The sequence below is a fragment of the Microbacterium sp. CBA3102 genome, from assembly GCF_007954505.1.
Classification (GTDB): domain Bacteria; phylum Actinomycetota; class Actinomycetes; order Actinomycetales; family Microbacteriaceae; genus Microbacterium; species Microbacterium aurugineum.
Map to the genome: position 1 here is coordinate 622,530 of NZ_CP042412.1, position 17,136 is coordinate 639,665.

At 69.4% G+C, this 17,136-nt stretch carries 15 protein-coding genes; 5 read left to right on the forward strand and 10 right to left on the reverse strand.

From position 1 onward, the window contains the following. Positions 1–74: 74 nt before the first annotated feature. The gene (locus tag FGL91_RS03130; RefSeq protein ID WP_153243045.1) at positions 75–1,562 is read left to right on the forward strand and encodes a glycosyltransferase; all 1,488 of its coding nucleotides are present in this window, start codon (positions 75–77) and stop codon (positions 1,560–1,562) included. Between the two features lie 238 nt (positions 1,563–1,800). Here the strand turns inward: FGL91_RS03130 and FGL91_RS03135 are convergent, their stop codons facing one another. Together FGL91_RS03135 and coaBC are read right to left on the reverse strand one after the other, a co-directional pair. After that, positions 1,801–4,017, reverse strand: coding sequence for an ATP-dependent Clp protease ATP-binding subunit (locus FGL91_RS03135; protein WP_153243046.1), 2,217 nt, complete (start codon positions 4,015–4,017; stop codon positions 1,801–1,803). A gap of 98 nt (positions 4,018–4,115) precedes the next feature. Next, complete coding sequence (coaBC, locus tag FGL91_RS03140) at positions 4,116–5,315, reverse strand: bifunctional phosphopantothenoylcysteine decarboxylase/phosphopantothenate--cysteine ligase CoaBC (RefSeq protein ID WP_153243047.1); 1,200 nt, start codon at positions 5,313–5,315, stop codon at positions 4,116–4,118. A gap of 67 nt (positions 5,316–5,382) precedes the next feature. On the opposite strand from coaBC, the gene FGL91_RS03145 reads away from it, so the two are divergent. Continuing rightward, positions 5,383–6,300 (forward strand): NRDE family protein, encoded by a 918-nt coding sequence (locus tag FGL91_RS03145; protein WP_227991830.1) that lies wholly within the window; start codon positions 5,383–5,385, stop codon positions 6,298–6,300. Here FGL91_RS03145 and FGL91_RS03150 read toward each other — a convergent pair. Beyond that, entirely contained in the window at positions 6,249–7,223 is a 975-nt protein-coding gene (locus FGL91_RS03150; protein WP_153243048.1) for a GlxA family transcriptional regulator, read from the reverse strand. The two genes, FGL91_RS03145 and FGL91_RS03150, sit on opposite strands and share 52 nt — an antisense overlap. An 87-nt stretch (positions 7,224–7,310) precedes the next feature. Between FGL91_RS03150 and FGL91_RS18845 the strand changes: the two genes are divergently transcribed. Together FGL91_RS18845 and FGL91_RS03155 are read left to right on the forward strand one after the other, a co-directional pair. Further along, positions 7,311–7,472 carry a hypothetical protein gene (locus FGL91_RS18845; protein ID WP_165875520.1) on the forward strand — a complete coding sequence of 54 codons (162 nt, stop codon included), beginning with the start codon at positions 7,311–7,313 and terminating at the stop codon, positions 7,470–7,472. A gap of 58 nt (positions 7,473–7,530) precedes the next feature. Continuing rightward, positions 7,531–8,097, forward strand: coding sequence for a hypothetical protein (locus tag FGL91_RS03155; RefSeq protein WP_153243049.1), 567 nt, complete (start codon positions 7,531–7,533; stop codon positions 8,095–8,097). 74 nt (positions 8,098–8,171) lie between these two features. Here the strand turns inward: FGL91_RS03155 and FGL91_RS03160 are convergent, their stop codons facing one another. Together FGL91_RS03160 and FGL91_RS03165 are read right to left on the reverse strand one after the other, a co-directional pair. After that, entirely contained in the window at positions 8,172–9,401 is a 1,230-nt protein-coding gene (locus FGL91_RS03160) for a glycosyltransferase (RefSeq protein WP_153243050.1), read from the reverse strand. A 5-nt stretch (positions 9,402–9,406) separates the two neighbouring features. Continuing rightward, complete coding sequence (locus FGL91_RS03165; RefSeq protein ID WP_131494462.1) at positions 9,407–10,639, reverse strand: glycosyltransferase; 1,233 nt, start codon at positions 10,637–10,639, stop codon at positions 9,407–9,409. 125 nt (positions 10,640–10,764) lie between these two features. Between FGL91_RS03165 and FGL91_RS03170 the strand changes: the two genes are divergently transcribed. Continuing rightward, positions 10,765–11,352, forward strand: a complete 588-nt coding sequence (locus tag FGL91_RS03170; RefSeq protein ID WP_153243051.1) for a hypothetical protein — start codon at positions 10,765–10,767, stop codon at positions 11,350–11,352. Here the strand turns inward: FGL91_RS03170 and FGL91_RS03175 are convergent. Genes FGL91_RS03175 through FGL91_RS03195 form a run of 5 tightly spaced genes read right to left on the reverse strand, consistent with a single transcriptional unit; the run spans position 11,320 to position 17,095 of the window. Further along, positions 11,320–13,038: an amidohydrolase gene (locus tag FGL91_RS03175; protein ID WP_153243052.1), complete on the reverse strand. Its 1,719-nt coding sequence runs from the start codon at positions 13,036–13,038 to the stop codon at positions 11,320–11,322. The two genes, FGL91_RS03170 and FGL91_RS03175, sit on opposite strands and share 33 nt — an antisense overlap. A gap of 2 nt (positions 13,039–13,040) precedes the next feature. Beyond that, positions 13,041–13,886 (reverse strand): ABC transporter permease, encoded by an 846-nt coding sequence (locus tag FGL91_RS03180; protein ID WP_047523802.1) that lies wholly within the window; start codon positions 13,884–13,886, stop codon positions 13,041–13,043. After that, positions 13,883–14,767: an ABC transporter permease gene (locus FGL91_RS03185; RefSeq protein WP_153243053.1), complete on the reverse strand. Its 885-nt coding sequence runs from the start codon at positions 14,765–14,767 to the stop codon at positions 13,883–13,885. The genes FGL91_RS03180 and FGL91_RS03185 overlap by 4 nt, the downstream gene beginning before the upstream one ends. Continuing rightward, a complete protein-coding gene (locus tag FGL91_RS03190) occupies positions 14,760–15,938 on the reverse strand; it encodes a polyamine ABC transporter substrate-binding protein (protein WP_153243054.1) in 1,179 nt (392 codons plus the stop codon). Before FGL91_RS03190 ends, FGL91_RS03185 begins: the two co-directional genes overlap by 8 nt. Next, positions 15,935–17,095 (reverse strand): ABC transporter ATP-binding protein, encoded by a 1,161-nt coding sequence (locus FGL91_RS03195; RefSeq protein WP_153243055.1) that lies wholly within the window; start codon positions 17,093–17,095, stop codon positions 15,935–15,937. The genes FGL91_RS03190 and FGL91_RS03195 overlap by 4 nt, the downstream gene beginning before the upstream one ends. Between the last annotated feature and the right edge of the window lie 41 nt (positions 17,096–17,136).

Below are 17,136 nucleotides of genomic sequence, written 5' to 3' on the forward strand. Positions count from 1 at the left end.
GGGCACCCGTTCTGGGGGTGCTGCCACAGACATCCCCCAGGCTGCGCAGAAGCGTCGAACCTAGGGTTGCTCGGGTGCTCCACTCTCGCCCACAGCTTCCTCCCGCTCGGCACTTCGCGCTCACCTGGGGGATCGCCGATCAGCACGGGGGGATGACGAGCGCGATGCTTCGGCGTTCGCGGGCGTTCCGCCGCCTCGGCGGAGTCGACGTGGACATCCTGACGCTGGACGACCGCCCCGACTATCCCGAGTTCGCGGATCGTCTCCACGCCGCAGGTGAACTCATCGACGGGCTGCGCATCCGCAACCTCTGGGACGAGCTGCGTCGGGAGTCGCCCCGGCCACGCGGGACCACGCCGACCGCCGCGGAACTGCTGGTGCCGCAGGCGGGCGACGTGGTCGCGTCCCACGACGGCACCGTCCTGAGCCGCGCACGCCGCGACGATGCCGGCCGGATGCTGGTGGATCGGTTCCGCCGCGACGGCTCGCTGCTCGCCACCGAGCGCCCCGGCGACGACCGGAAGGTCGTGCTCTACTCGACGGACGGCGCACCGCTACGGGGCTGGCGCACGACGTGGGGCCTGTACCGCTGGTGGTTCGACCGCCTGACCGGCAAGGCGCCCAGCTTCCTGCTGGTCGACTCGAAGACGGCCGCGCGCTCGGTCGCAGGCTACCGGCGGGACAACGTCGTCACGGTGCACATCGTCCATGCGTCGCATCGCGTAGGCGGGCGGCCGGGGACGCTCCGGGCGACACGCGAATCCGTGCTGCGTCGCGCCGGGGAGTTCGACGAGATCGTCGTCCTCACGTCGCGACAGCGCACCGATCTCATCGAGGATCTCGCCGCAATCGACGTCGCGGCCCGGATCCGCACGATCCCGAACGCTGTCGCCCTGCCCCCGCGCGCTGCCGTGACCCGCGACGCGTCACGCGGCGTCGTCGTCGCCTCACTCACACGCCGCAAGCGACTCGAACACGCGGTGGAGGCCGTCGCGATCGCCCACGCCGCCGATTCGACGATCGATGCCGACATCATCGGAGAGGGCCCCCGCGAAGCAGCCCTGGAAGAGCACATCCAGCACCTGCACGCCGACGGTCATGTGCACCTGCGCGGATACGACCCCGACGCACGCTCAAAGTTCCGTTCCGCGGGATTCAGCCTGCTCACGTCGACCTCCGAAGGGCTGCCGCTCGTGCTCGTGGAGAGTATGGCCGCCGGCTGCATCCCGCTCGCCTACGACATCCGCTACGGCCCTGCCGACATGATCAGCGACGGAGTCGACGGCTTCCTCGTCCCGGACGGCGACGTCCAGGCCCTCGCGCGACGCATCGTCGACCTGCAGGCCATGCCACCCGCGGCAGTCGAGGCGATGCGTCGTCGCGCGGTGGGCCGCGCCTCGGAGTTCTCCGATGACGCCGTCACCCGACGCTGGTCGCGGGAGCTGCGGGCCGTGTACGACGCGAAGCTGTTCGCCGCCGCACGCGATCAACCTCTGCCCGTGCGCCTGCGTCGTCGTGCGGGCGCGCTGCGACGCCGGGCGCTCTGGATGCTCGGCCGCTGAGCGGTCGGTGCCGCTCGGTCGGTGCCGCGCGGTCGGCGCCGCCCACATACACACTTCCCGCATACCCCCGCGCGCGCACACGCCGCGAAGGAGAACTCACGCTTTGAAGGAGGCTTTGACGCATCTCCTCCTTCGTAGCGTGAGTTCTCCTTCAGACAGTGAGGCGAGCGAACACCACCGCCCACGCAACTCAGTCCTGATACCACTCAGTCCTGATACCGCTCAGTCCTGATAGAACTCAGTCGTCGAGCAGCTCGGCCTCGATCACCTCGTCGTCTTCCGGCTCCGGCTCCGGGTCCGGTGTCGTCGCGGTGAGCACGAGGCCTGAGCCGTCTGCGGCCACGTCGACCCGCACCGTGTCGCCGTCATGCACGCCGCCCGAGAGCAACGCCGTCGCCAGCTTGTTCTGCACCTCGCTCTGGATGAGGCGGCGCAACGGTCGGGCTCCGAACATCGGGTCATAGCCGCGCTCAGCAAGCCAGGCCCGCGCATCGGGGGTGACCGCGAGCGTGAGGCGACGGTCGCGCAGCCGGTCGTGCAACTGGTCGACGGAGAGCTCCACGATCTGCGCGAGGTCGTCTTCGCTCAGCGCCGAGAACATCACGATGTCATCCAGTCGGTTCAGGAACTCCGGACGGAACGCCTGCCGCACGAGCGCCATCACCTGGTCGCGCTTCTCGTCCGGCCCGAGCACCGGGTCGATCAGGATCGGCGATCCCAGGTTCGATGTGAGGATCAGGATCACATTCGAGAAGTCGACCGTACGACCCTGGCCGTCGGTCAGGCGACCGTCGTCGAGCACCTGCAACAGCACGTCGAACACCTCGGGGTGGGCCTTCTCGACCTCATCGAGGAGGATCACGCTGTACGGCCGACGACGCACGGCTTCGGTCAGCTGACCACCCTGCTCGTAGCCGACGTATCCCGGAGGGGCGCCGACGAGTCGGGACACCGAGTGCTTCTCGCCGTACTCCGACATGTCGATGCGCACCATGGCGTGCTCGTCGTCGAACAGGAACTCCGCGAGCGCCTTGGCCAGCTCGGTCTTCCCGACACCGGTCGGGCCGAGGAACAGGAACGAGCCGGTCGGGCGACCGGGGTCGCTGATCCCGGCACGCGAACGACGAACGGCGTCGGACACGGCCTTGACGGCATCCTTCTGTCCGATCAGCCGCTTGCCGAGCTCGTTCTCCAGGTGCAGCAGCTTCTCGCTCTCGCCCTGCAGCAGTCGACCGACCGGGATTCCGGTCCACGCCGCGATCACGGCGGCGATGTCCTCTTCGGTGACCTGCTCGTTGACCATGCGCGGCTCGGCGGGTGTCGCGGCTTCGGCCTGCTCCGCCTCGGCGATGTCGCGCTCCAGGCGCTTGATGGTCTCGTACTCGAGCTTCGAGGCCTTCGTGTAGTCCGCGTTGCGCATCGCGAGATCGCGCTGGGTGATCGCATCGTCGAGCTGCTTCTTCAACTCACCGACCCGGTTCAGGCCCTGCCGCTCGCGCGCCCATCGGGACTCGAGGCCGGCGAGTTCCTTCTCCATCTCGACCAGGTGCTCGCGGAGCACGCCGAGGCGCTCCTTGGAAGCGGCATCCTTCTCCCGCTTGAGCGCGAGCTCCTCGAGCTTCATCCGATCGACCTGCCGCTTGAGCTGGTCGATCTCGACGGGCGAGGAGTCGATCTCCATCTTGAGCCGGGACATCGACTCGTCGATCAGGTCGATCGCCTTGTCGGGCAGCTGTCGGGCCGGGAGGTACCGGTTCGAGAGCGCAGCGGCCGCCACGAGGGCGCTGTCGGAGATCGTGACCCCGTGGTGCGCTTCGTACCGCCCCTTGAGGCCACGGAGGATCGCGATCGTGTCCTCGACCGTGGGCTCGCCGACGTAGACCTGCTGGAAGCGACGTTCCAGCGCGGCGTCCTTCTCGATGAACTCGCGGTACTCGTTGAGCGTGGTGGCGCCGATCAGCCGCAGCTCACCACGGGCCAGCATCGGCTTGAGCATGTTGGAGGCGGCGACGGATCCTTCTCCCCCGCCGGCACCCATGAGCACGTGCAGCTCGTCGATGAAGGTGATGACCTGTCCGTCGGACTCGGTGATCTCCTTGAGCACCTGCTTCAGCCGCTCCTCGAACTGCCCGCGGTACATGGCACCGGCCACGAGGGCGGAGATGTCGAGGGTGACCAGCTCCTTGTCCTTGAGGGATTCGGCGACGTCACCCGCGACGATGCGCTGGGCGAGTCCTTCCACGACGGCGGTCTTGCCGACGCCGGGCTCCCCGATCAGCACGGGGTTGTTCTTCGTGCGACGGGTGAGGACCTGGCTGACTCGACGGATCTCGCTGTCGCGTCCGATCACCGGGTCGAGCTTGCCCTGGCGGGCGCGGTCGGTGAGGTTGATGCCGAACTGCTCGAGGGCGGACTGCTGTTCTTGATTCTGGCTACCGGTCTGCGGGGTGGTCATGCGCTCCTCCTGGAGATGCTCCTTCTGGTCGTCTCCCGCCTGCCGGGTCGGAAGGCGGGGTCAAAGTTGAGTGGTGTTGACTCAAGTTTAGCATTCCTTCAGCGCGCGCGTGCGATCGCATCCCAGATCGCGGCCGCGACCGCGCGCTTCGACCCCGATGCACTGCCCGCGTCGGCACCGTGCGGTCCGAGGATGTGCACGGCGTTCTCGAGGCTCTCGAATCCCCGCTCCCACCCGACCTCGTTCACGATGAGCAGGTCCACGCCCTTGCGCTGCTGCTTGCGGCGGGCACGGGCGAGGAGCTCCGATGCCTCCTCCGGAGTCTCTGCGGCGAACCCGACCACGAGCTGACTGGTTCGCCGCACCGAGGCGAGCGCCGCGACGATGTCCTCGTTCTCGACCAGCTCGATGGCGGGGATCCCACCCCCCTCCTTGGTGAGCTTGCGCTCCGACACCGCCGCCGGTCGATAGTCCGCCACCGCCGCCGCCATCACGACCACATCGGCGAGGGAGGACTCGTGCGTCATCGCCTCGGAGAGCTCTGCCGCCGTCCCGACCGACACGACACGGATCGACGGGTGCCGCACCTCGGCGAGCACCTCGCCCGAGATGTTGGCCGACACCAGGGTCACCTCGGCCCCTCGGGCGGCGGCCTCCGCAGCGAGCGCCGCCCCCTGCCTGCCACTGGAGCGGTTGCCGAGGAAGCGCACCGGATCGATCGGCTCACGGGTGCCCCCCGCCGAGACGACCACGCGCACACCGGCGAGATCACCGGGAGTCAGCAGCGCCTGGGCGGCGGCGAAGATCTCCTCGGGCTCCGACATCCGGCCGGGGCCGCTGTCACCGCCGGCGAGCTCTCCGTCCGCGGGGCCGACGACGTGCACACCGCGCTCCCGCAGCGTCGTGATGTTCGCCTGCGTCGCGCGGTTCCGCCACATCTCCGCATGCATCGCCGGGGCGATCAGCACCGGAGCCTCGGTGGCGAGCAGGGTCGTGCCGAGGAGGTCGTCGGCGAGCCCGGCGGCCATCTTGGCGATCGAGTTCGCCGTCGCCGGCGCGACGATCACCAGCTCGGCGTTCTGCCCCAGGGCGACGTGCCGCACCTTCGCGACGTCGTCGTGCACGCTCGTGGTGACCGCATGACGACTGATCGCCTCCCAGGTCGGGAGCCCCACGAAACGCAGGGCGTCCTCCGTGGGCACCACGGTCACGTCGTGCCCACCCTTCGTGAGCAGGCGCACGAGGTGCACCGTCTTGTACGCGGCGATGCCGCCTGTGACTCCGACCACGATGTTCACGTCTCGATTCTGCCCCAGCATCCGCCGCCATGGGCCGACACCTCTTCCTCGACCTAGACTTGGATGCGTGTGCACGGTTGTCATCGATGTCGAGAAGGCCGGCTCGGCACGACTCCTCGCGGTCCGCGACGAAGATCCGCTGCGGGCGTGGGACTCCCTCGGACCGTGGTGGCCGGAGGACCATCCCGGTGTGATCGGGATCCGCGATCGGCGCGCCGGGGGCGCCTGGCTCGCCGCGAACCCCGCCGAACGCCGGCTCGCGGTGCTGCTGAACCGGGCGGACGTGAGCGACCTCCCCGCCGCGCGGGCCGTCTCCCGCGGCGCCCTGGCACTGGAGTCCGTGCAGGGGCGCTCGCCCGTCGCGCCCCTCTCCATGCACGGCTTCAACCTGCTCGAGGTCGGCCCCGAAGGCGCGCGCGTGCTGTCGTGGGACGGCGTCGAACTGCGCGAGACACGCATCGATCCCGGCACGCACATGATCGCGCACGATGACCTCGACGATGCCACGACCCCGCGGATCGAAGCCTGGCTGCCGGAGTTCCGCGCCCTGGGCCCGACCGCCGACAGCGCCGACTGGACGGCTGAGTGGACCGCGCTCCTCGCCTCCTCCGCCGAACTGCCGCCCGAAGACGACCGGGCCATCATCCGCGACAACCGCCCGCACGGCTATCCCACCCAGTCGCTGCTGTACTGCATCGCCACCGTGACCCCCGAGGGCGTCGAGGTCCGCGACGTGACACTCCCCTCCCCGCGCACCTTCCGGAGTGACACTCCCCTCCCCGCCCCCACTCCCGTACTCCCCCACTCCCGCACTCCCGCCGAGACCCCCGCCTGTCGTCGACGCCCCTCCTGTGTCGCGCCGCCCAGCGGGGGCGTCGACACTCAGCGGGGGCGTCGACCTGATCTTGCACCGAAGGGGAAGAGGGGAGGGGGTCAGGCGGCGGGAAGCGCCGGCTCCTCGACGCAGGAGAATCGCGCGCGGTAGGCCGTGGGGGTGAGGCCGAGGACGCGGGCGAAGTTCTGCCGCAGCACCGCCGCCGACCCGAAACCGCATTCATCCGCGATGTGCTCGAGCGGAAGACCGGTGCGCTCCAGCATGCGCTGCGCGTGGATGATGCGCTGACGGGCGAGCCAGGCCGCGGGTGTCGCACCGTACTCGGCCTTGAACCGCCGGGCGAAGGTGCGCGGCGACATCAGCGCCCTGGCGGCGAGCTGCTCGACACCCAGATCGTCTCGCAGGTGTTCGACGGCCCAGTCCGCCACCGCGGCGAGCGAGTCGGTGGGGACCTGCGGGATCGGTCGGTCGATGAACTGTGCCTGTCCGCCGTCACGCTGCGGCGGAACGACCATGCGCCGTGCGATGCGGTTGGTGAGCTCGGCGCCGACCTCCTGACGGAGCAGGTGCAGGCAGGCATCGATCCCCGCAGCCGTGCCCGCGCTGGTGATGACCTTCCCGTCCTGCACGAACAGCACGTCGGGGTCGATGTCGATCTGCGGGTACATGTCCGCCATGGTGTGCGCGTACATCCAGTGCGTGGTGGCTCGACGCCCGTCGAGCACTCCGGCCGCCGCGAGGATGAAGGATCCGCTGCAGACGCTCATCACCCAGGCGCCACGCGCGACGGCGTGCCTGGCGAGCTCGAGCAGCAGCGGATCGATGTCTCCCCAGTGCTCCCGGGGAAGGGGGCAGAACACCACCAGATCCGCCTCGTAGGCGAACGTCAGATCGTGCTCGACGTTGACTGAGAAGCCGATCTTCGATGCCACGACGCCCGCACGGGGGGCGACGATGCGGAAGTCGAAGTTCGGCACGCCGTCGTCAGCGCGATCGAGGCCGAACGCCTCGCACGCGACGCCGAACTCGAAGGGTGCGAACCCGTCCTGGATGACGCAGGCGACCGTCTTCATGTACACGCTCCCGAATGGCAGTTTTCATACGCTCAGAGTCTTCTCTGCCACTCGTGGCGGTTCAACGATGAACGTAGCGTTTCTGCCATGATACTCGTCATCGCACTTCTCGCCCTCGCCGCCTGGGCGACGATCGCCACGTTCGTCGAGCTCCGCCGCGACGGCTACCGTCGCGTGCCGACGGACTGGAGACGCCTCGCCGGCCGCGACCTCCACCAGGAAGCGGAGTCCGGACGCCTCTACCGGTGACCTCGGTGCAAGGCGAGGCGCGGTGCACATCCGGCACCCCACGGCTACGCTCGACGTCATGAGCGAGCCCGTGCAGCCTCCCGTCCCGCCTTCCGGACACGACCTCCCGGCCGCTCCGGCGGCACCGCCGCCAGCCGCCACGCCTCTGCCCGCCGCGCCTCAGTACCCCGCCACGGCGCAGGGGTACCCGAGTGCTCCTCCGTATCCGACAGCACCGCAGGCGGCCGCCCCGCCACAGGCGTATCCGACGGCGAACCCGGCTCCCCAGGCCTATCCGCTGGCCCCTTCCGGCCGACCGGCACCCGTCCGCGAGAGCAATCCGCTCGCTCGCGCGGCCTTCATCATCGCTGTGGCCACCTTCGCGATCAATCTGTTCGGATCCATCGTGCGGCCGTTCGTCTACAGCGGTGGCGGCGTCGGCGGATACGAGTTCATGCTCGCGTTCGACAACGGGATCGGCATCCTGAGCTTCTTCGTCTACGTCGTGGCGCTGATCCTGGGTCTGATCGCGATGCGCCGCGCCGGGTCGAGACTGCTCACCGGCATGGCGATCGGCATCGCGGGAGTCGGCGCCATCGGGTTCGTCTTCACCAGCATCGCCATCACGCTGCTCCAGTTCATCTGAGAGCGGATGGCGTCTCCTCTGCGGGCGGACAGCATCGCCCCGTCACTTCGACGCGTGCTCGCTACCGCGAGCTCTCAGGGCCTCGCGAGCACCCGCTCGTAGACGGCGATCATGGCGGCCGTGCGCGAGGACTGCCGGAACGCCTCGGCGACCTCGGGGACCGGAACGGGGGCGGTGCCGCCCGCGATGTCGGAGGCGGCCCGCCGCAGGGTCTCCGCGAGTGCGGTGACCCTCTGCACCTCGATGTCCCGGCTCGACGCCCCAGGGTCGGCATCCGGTACCGCCCAGAGTCCGCCGCCGAGTTCCGCGCCGATGTCGGGGTCGCAGATCACGGAGGGCGTGCCGAGCGTGGCCGCCTCGAAGGGGGTCATCCCCTGGGTCTCGAAGCCGATCGACGTCTGCACGAGCGCGTCGGCGGCGGCGATCCGCTCCAGCGTCTGCGCGTAGGTCAGCCGTCCGGCGAATCGCACGCCGTCGACCCCGCGGACGACCTTCTCGGCGGCCGCACGCTGAGCGCCGCCACCGATGATCTCCAGGTCCGCATCGACGCCCGAGGCGACGAAGGCCTCCAGGAACGGGAGCAGGCGCTTCTCCGGACTCATCCGTCCGAGCCACACGAATCGCGGCCGTCCCGGTTCCCGAGTCGCGGGACGCGCGGCGAGCGTCTGCGCGCGCAGGTCGTCGTCGATGCCGTTCCAGATCACGTCGACCTGCGGGAAGACGTCGTGCTGTTCCAGGCGCCGCGCGAAGTGGGTCGACGGCGCGGTCACGGCCGATGCCCCGGCCGCGAGTCCGCGCAGGAACGCCCACCCGTCCCGCCCGCGCACGGATCGTCCGATGCCGCGCATCGCGATGCCTCGCCACGTGTTCAGCACCGCGAGCACGGGCCGGTGCAGCGGGGTGACCGCGGCGATCCCGACGTCCACGCGGTTGTGCATGGTGTGCACGACGGGGAGTCCGTGCCGCTGCGCGTAGCGATGCCCGATGAACGCACCCCAGAAGTCGGCCTGCACGTGCACCAGGTCGACGGGGGGACGGCGGGTCATCGCCCGGTCGAGGAAGCGGTCCGTCGCCCGACCCGGCCAGCTCATCGAGTACTCGCGATCGACCGTGATCGGCATCGACGGCAGATCGACGAAGGCGCCGCCGTGAGAGCCGGATGACGCCCGCGAGCCCTGCATCCTCGGCGCGACGACCGTGACGGTGTGCCCGGCTCGTTCGAGGAACTCGCGCTGGAGCCGCATCGACACCTGGGCCCCGCCGAGGGAGTCGAGGTGCTGATCGCCGAAGAAGACGATGTGCATGGCCGCTACTCCGGCAGCGGCTCGTCGCGGTACAGCGCCTCGAAGGTGTCGAGGGTGCGGTTGATGTCGTGGATCGCGACGCCGTCGAGCGAGGCCCGCTGCATCCGCTCGTACTCCGCGGGCTCCGCCGTGAGCACGTCGGTCAGACGCGCGGCGAGCTCGTCGACATTCCCGGGCTCGAACAGATAGCCGTTCTCGCCGTCGTGCACGAGGTGCGGGAGGGCCACGGCGTCCGCGGCGACGACCGGCAGGGCCGAGGCCATCGCCTCCATCGTCGCGATGGACTGGAGCTCCGCGATCGAGGCGATCACGAACAGGCTGGCACGGGACAGCAGGGCCCGGAGCTCCTCATCGCTCGTGCGCCCGTGGAAGGTCACTCGATCGGCGAGTCCGAGCTGGGCGGTCAGGTGCTCCAGCTGCTTGCGCTGGTCGCCGCCGCCGACGATGTCGAAGGTCGTGTCGAGCGCGGGGTCGAGCTTCGTCATCGCCTTGAGGATGACCTCGACCTGCTTCTCGGCCGTGAGCCTGCCGACGAAGATGATCCGGTTCTCGTCGCGCGGGGCGAGGACAGGCGTGTACTGGGTGCGATCGATACCGCAGCTGACCGGGATCACGCCCTTCACCTCGACCGTCTTCTCGAGGAAGTCCGCGGCACGGCGGGTGGGTGTGGTGATCGCACGGGTCTTGTCGAACGTGCGCTTGGCGTCGGCCCACGCGAACTTCAGCACGAGGTCGTCGATGAACTTCGGCATGGTGGTGTGGTCGAGGATGTTCTCGGCCATGACGTGGTTGGTCGCGATGACCGGGATGCCGCGCTCGTTCGCGATGTACGCGAGTCCGCGCCCGATCACGATGTGCGACTGGATGTGCACGACATCCGGCTGCACCTGATCCAGGACCTTGCGGGCATAGTGCTTCGATCGCCACGGCCACACGAACCGCAGCCAGTCGTGCGGCGCCCAGCGCACCGACGGCAACCGGTGCAGGGTCATCGGCTCGCCCTCGATGACCTCGGTGTGCGGCTGGGCACGGCGATACGCCTGGTTGGGCGCCACGACGTGCACGTCGTGGCCGCGCTGCACGAGGCCGGCGGCGAGGCGCTCGGCGAAACGGGCGGCGCCGTTGATGTCGGGCGCGAACGTGTCGCAGCCGATCACGATCTTCAACGGTCGGGGCGCGGATTCGGCGGCGGGGCCGCGCGACGGATCGGTCGGATCGTCGGAGGAGGTCACAGACATGCTGCCTTACGATGTGGCGGCCAAGGAGGAGCCCTGGTCGGGCGCTGGCCACTCTACCCGAGCGCCCTGATCCCCCGGCCGAGGCATACCGGCATCCCCTCAGCCTCAGCCGTTAACGTGGGAGCATGCGACTGACTGCCGAGGCCGATCCCCAGCTGTGGATTCCCGTGACGGACTCGCTCGGATGGAAGGGACGCCGGCACCGGAAGGCGGCGATCCGGATGCTGCTCGGCCAGGTCAACGCCGCCGTCGGTGCGACCGAGCGCCCCGGCTCGAGGTTCGGTGCCTGGGCGATGAGCCAGGCGGCACCGATGCTGATGAAGCGGGCCGACGGGCGCGTGCTGGTGTGGACATGGAAGGCGGAGCCGGAGCTGGTCGTGGCGATGGCGACGGCACAGGCACTGACACCGGAGGTCCGCATCGCCCGCGCCTCGATGCCGATGGACTACGACGACACCGAGTCTTTTCCGAGCCGACTCGGCGTGGGCGAGAAGCTCCTCGTGCCGATGCCGCCGTCTCCCGCGTCTCCCCCGTTCGCCACCTACACCTGGGACACCGGGACGCATCTGGTCACGCTGACGGCGGTGTGCAGCGACAAGGAGCGGTTCGGCACGCTCACCGGCGCGCTCGACGACCTGGCCCGCAGCCTCCGCATCGCCGACGACCTCACGGGCGGCGAATCACCCGAGGTCCTGCGCCTCGACCCCGCCTGACCGACCACGGGAGTCCCCCGCGGCCCCGTCGGCCGCGTCGTACACCCGCACGCCTTCGACCCAGGTGCCGCGCACCTCGGTGAGCCCGATCTCCTCGACGGGGTGCTCGAACGGGTCGCGGTCGAGCAGGGCGAGGTCCGCCCGCATCCCCACCGCGATCGTGCCGGTGTCGTCGAGGTGGTTCACGTACGCGGATCCCGAGGTGTACGCGGCGAGCGCGGTCCCGAGGTCGATCGCCTGCTCCGGCAGGAACGGCGGATAGTCCCCCTCCCACTCGGTCGGAGCCGACCGACGGTTCACGGCCACGTGCATCGCGGCGAGCGGATTCGGGGTGCTCACCGACCAGTCGCTGCCCGCGGCGAGCACGGCTCCGGAGCGCAGCAGATCGCCGAAGGGGTACTGCCAGGCGCTGCGCGTGTCCCCGAGGAAGGGGATCGTGAGGTCGACCATCTGCGGCTCCAGTGTGGCCCACAGCATCTGCATGTTCGCCGTCACGTCCAGCGCACGGAACCGGGGGACGTCGTCCGGGTGCACGACCTGGATGTGGGAGATGTGGTGCCGGTTCCCGCGCGGACCGTTGTGCAGGAGGGCGGCTTCGACCGCGTCGAGGCACTCGCGCACGGCACGGTCGCCGATGGCGTGGAAGTGCAGCGTGAACCCGAGGGCATCGAGCCGGGTCGCCGCTTCCTTGAGCAGCTCCGGCTCGACGAACGAGATGCCGGAGTCCTCACGCGGATGCCCGTGGCCGTCGCAATAGGGTTCGAGCATCGCGGCGGTGAAGTTCTCGGCCACCCCGTCCTGCATGATCTTCACGCTGCGGGCACGGAAGCGACCGACGGAGCCGGCAGCGCGCCGTTCGACGATGTCCTCGATCTGCTCCAGGCCGCGCGAGCGGTCCCACCACAGGGCGCCCACGACCCGACCGGTGAGTTCTCCAGTGGCTGCCGCGGCACGGTACGCGGGCAGCGGGTCACCCGCGTCGCCGTACTCCGTGCCGACGATCGCGTCCTGCCAGGCGGTGACGCCGAAGGAGTGCAGGTACCGCTGCCCCTGGACGAGCGCCTCCACCAGACGCTCGACGGGCTCGGCCGGGAGCAGCCGGTTCACCAGGCCCATCGCTCCCTCGTGCAGGGTTCCGCTCGGGGCACCGCCCGCGTCGCGTTCGATGCGTCCGTCCGCGGGATCCGGGGTCTCCGCGGTGATCCCGGCGAGCGCGAGTGCTCGCGAGTTCACCCAGGCGCCGTGCCCATCGCGATTGGGGAGGAAGGCGGGGCGATCGGGCACGACCGCGTCCAGCTCCGCGGCCGTCGGCGTACCTCCGGGAAAGGCCGACATCTGCCAGCCACCGCCCAGGATCCATTCGTCGTCGGGGTGCTCCGCGGCGTACTCCGCGATCCGCTCCAGATACTGCTCACGCGTCGCGAGGCCCGAGAGGTCGCACCGGAGCATGTCCAGTCCGCCCCACACCGGGTGCACATGCGCGTCCTGGAACCCGGGCACGAGGAGCCCACCGGCCAGATCGACGACCTCGGTGTCCGGGCCGATCATCTCCGACAGGTCGTGGCCGATCGCACTGATGCGGCCGTCCGTGACCGCGACGGCGCGAGCGGTGGACCGCGCTGCATCGGAGAGGAACGCCCTCCCGCCGCGGGAACCACCGGTGAAGACGAGGTCTGCCACTCTCATGCTCAGCCTCCCGCCATCGTGCGGGCGATCTCGGTCGCCGAGTCACCGGCACGCTTGAGCACCACCGCCACCAGCGCCAGAGCGAGGAGGGTGAGCACGAGCATGATGGTCGACACCGCCGCGATCTCAGGACGGAGTCCGCTACGCAGTGCACTGAGCACGTACACCGGCCACGGTGTCGTGCCGGACACCTGCACGAACGCCGACACGACCGTGTTGTCGAGGCTCAACGTGAACGAGAGCAGGAACCCGGCGAGCACGGCCGGCATCGCCAGCGGCAGCGTGATCTTCAGGAAGGTCCGCACCGGCGGGGCGTACAGGTCGGCGGAGGCCTCTTCCAGGCGGGCGTCGAGTCCGACCAGTCGCGCCCGGACGATGTACGACACGATCGCGATCGAGAACAGCGACTGCCCGACCACGAGCCTCATCGTTCCGTCGTTGAAGATCCCGATCCCGGCGTCCTGGCCGAGGAAGACCAGCCAGGGCAGCAGCGCGACGGCATCCACGATCTCCGGGGTGACCGAGACGAGCAGCAGGAGCCCGAGGAACCACCACACCCATTTGCCGGGGTTGCGGGCCATCGCGATGCCGGCCAGGGTTCCGAGCGCGGTCGCGAGCAGGGCGGCCAGCAGGCCGGTGCGCACCGACACCAGCACCGCGTCGCGGATCGCCGGCTTGTTGACGATCGCGAGGAACGAGTCGAAGCCGAAGTGGTCCCACGAGACCAGCAGGCGGCCGACGTTGAACGAGTAGACGATGATCACCAGGATCGGCAGGAACAGGAACAGGAAGACGAGTCCTGCCCAGATCGGCAGCAGGAGACGTGCTGCTCCACGACGTGAACTCATGAGCCCTCCCCCAGGACGAGTCGGTTGCGTTGTCTGAGTGGCAGTGTCACGAGCCAGAGCAGCCCGGCCGCGACGGCGATCGAGATCATGATGACGATGATCAGCAGCACCGCCATCGCCGAGCCCAACGCCCAGTTCTGCGCGGTCTGGAACTGACTCGCCACGACCTGCCCGATCATGTTGCCCTTCGCGCCACCGAGCACGGTCGCGGTGATGTAGTCGCCCATGAGCGGGATGTACACGAGCAGCACGCCCGCGATGATGCCGGGTCGGGCCAGGGGCACGGTCACCCGGAGGAAGGTCGTCGCGCTGTTCGCGCCCAGGTCCTTGCTCGCCTCGCGCAGCGGACCCGAGACCCGGTCGAACGCGACGAACAGCGGGAGGATCATGAGCGGCAGGTAGTTGTAGACCACGCCGAGCAGCACCGCACCCCGCGAATACAGCAGGTCGAGGGGACCCGGGATCACGCCGATGCCCTGGAGCAGCTGCGACAGCCAGCCCTCCGGGGCGAGGATCACCTGCCAGCCGATCGTGCGCACCAGGAAGTTCGTCCAGAACGGCACCATGACGAGGGCCAGCAGCAGTCCGCGCTTCGACGGCGGCGCCTTCACGGCGATCCAGTACGCGACCGGCGCCCCGATCACCAGGCACAGCAGCGTGCCGAGGATGCCGATCCACAGGGTGTTCAGGAAGGTGCTGAAGAACGTGGGCGAGAGGGCCTCGAGGTACCGGTCGAAGGAGAGGTGGTCGAGGGCGTGGGTGGCGAAGATGCTCGGCTTGTAGCCGAAGCTGAAGACGATGACCATGCCGATGGGGGCGACGAAGAAGATCAGCAGCCACACCCAGGCGGGGATCGCGAGACCGAACTTGAGCTTAGGCACCGGCGGCCGCCTTCATCGAGTTCCAGATCGCGACGACCCGGTCCTGAGCGTCCGTCAGCTTGCCCTCATGCATGGTCTGCACCTGCTCCTCGTCGAAGAACACCATGTCGAGCCGTTCCAGACCCGCGGCCTCCGCGGCTTCGCGGACGCCGGAGATGCCCGTGTCGTAGCCGATGTAGTCGACCTGCGCGAGCTGCACATCGGGCTGCAGGACGAAGTTGATGAACGCGTGCGCCGCTTCGGGGTGCGGCGCGCCCGCGGCGATCGCCCAGTTGTCCATCCACAGTTCGGTGGCCGGACTCCCGAGCACCCATTGCCAGCGGTCGGGGTCGTCGGACTCGAAGATGCCCAGGCGCGCGTCACCGTTGTAGGACTGCAGCAGAGCGTGCGACGCCTGCGGGATCGACGAGCCGCCCGGGTAGGAGTCGAACGCCGAGATGTGCGGCGCCAGATCCTTCACCAGGAAGTCCTCGACCGCGTCCAGGTCGTCGGGGTCGGTCGTCGTCCAGTCGATGCCGTTCGCCCAGAAGTAGATGCCGAGCAGCGGCGCCGGGTCATCCAGCACCGAGGTGGAACCGGACGCCTCGTTCTGTGCGGCGTCGATGAAGTCGTTCCAGGTGGTCAGCTCCCGCGAGATCACCCGCTTGTCGTAGACGAACCCCGTGGTGCCCCATGCCTTGCACACCGAGTACTCGTTGCCCGGATCCCAGGCGCGCCCGCGGAACTCCGGGGCGACGTGCTTCATGTTCGGCAGCAGGTCGAGGTTGAACTTCTGCAGCAGCCCGTTCTCGGCCATCGGCCCCACGAAGACTCCGGTCGGCACGACGATGTCGTACCCCGACGTGCCTCGGGCTGCGACCAGCTTGGCGATCAGCTCCTCGTTCGAGTTGAAGGCGTCGAGCACGATCCGCGGACCGTTCTCGGCCGTGAACTGCTCGAGCACCTCCGGCGCGTCGTAATCGCCCCAGCTGTAGATGGAGAGCTTGTCCTCCAGCGGTCCGCCCTTGGCGTGCACCGCCGCGGCGTTCTGGCCGGGGGTGCAGGCGGTGAGCACGACGGCCCCGCCCGCCAGCAGCGCGGTGGCGAGGAACCCGCGACGGGAGAGTTCGGTGCGGATCACCCGGGCGGCGCTCCGGTGCGCGAGCACGCGGACCGGAGGAGCGCCCGTCACCGGCCTCCCTCCTTGGGAAGCGCGATCACGTGCGTGGCGGTGGTCGGGATGCCGTCGGCGGCGAAGAGTCGCACATCCGCGGGATCCCACACGCAGCGAACCTCCTCGTCGACTCCGACGCGCGGCGCGGTGGGCGCCGGCATCCTCGAGAGGAACGTCGCATCTTCGCCGACGCGCACGGCGACCTGCATGGTCTCGCCGAGATGCGAGACACCGAGCACACGACCGCGCGCGCCGGTGCCTTCCCCCTGCTCGAGCCGCACATACTCCGGGCGGATCGCGGCGACGGCGGGCTGCCCGGCAGCGACCCGCTCCCCGCCCCAGCGCCCGGAGATCGCACCGATCGCGGTGTCGACGGCATCTTCGTCGGAACGGACGGTGCCGTGTACGAAGTTCTGCTGGCCGATGAACGAGGCCACATACGCGGATGCCGGTTCCGCGTAGATCGCCGCCGGCTCATCGAGCTGCTCGATCCGGCCCGCACGCATCACGGCGATCCGGTCGCTCATCGACAGCGCCTCGGCCTGATCGTGCGTGACGAAGACGAACGTGGTGCCGAGTCGCGCCTGCAGGAGCTTCAGCTCGAGCTGCATCTCCTCGCGCAGCTGCCGGTCGAGGGCGGCGAGCGGCTCATCGAGCAGGAGCACGCTGGGGCGGTTGATGAGGGCTCGCGAGAGGGCGATGCGCTGCTGCTGACCGCCCGACAACTGGGTGGGCTTGCGATCGGCGAAGCTGCGCAGCTGCACCATGTCGAGCGCCTCGCTCACCCGGGTCCGCTGCTCCGACTTGGGAACGCCTCGCTGCTGCAGTCCGTACGCCACGTTCTCCGCGACCGACAGGTGCGGGAACAGCGCGTAGGCCTGGAAGACCGTGTTCACCTCGCGTCGATACGGCGGCAGACTCAGCACGCTCCGGCCCGAGATGCTGATGTCACCGGCGTCCGGATACTCGAAGCCCGCGATCATGCGCAACGTCGTGGTCTTGCCGCAGCCCGAGGGTCCGAGCAGCGAGAGGAATTCCCCCGGCTGCACGTCGAGGGTCAGATCGTCGACGGCCACGGCGGTGCCGTAGCGCTTGGTGACGCGGTCGATGCGTACCGCACCGGTGGCTGTGGGTGTGTCGAGCGTCGCCGAAGACGCGGGCAGAGTGCCGGGCATGGAGCCTCCCCATTGAGAATCGCTTGCGGCGAGTCTGTCAC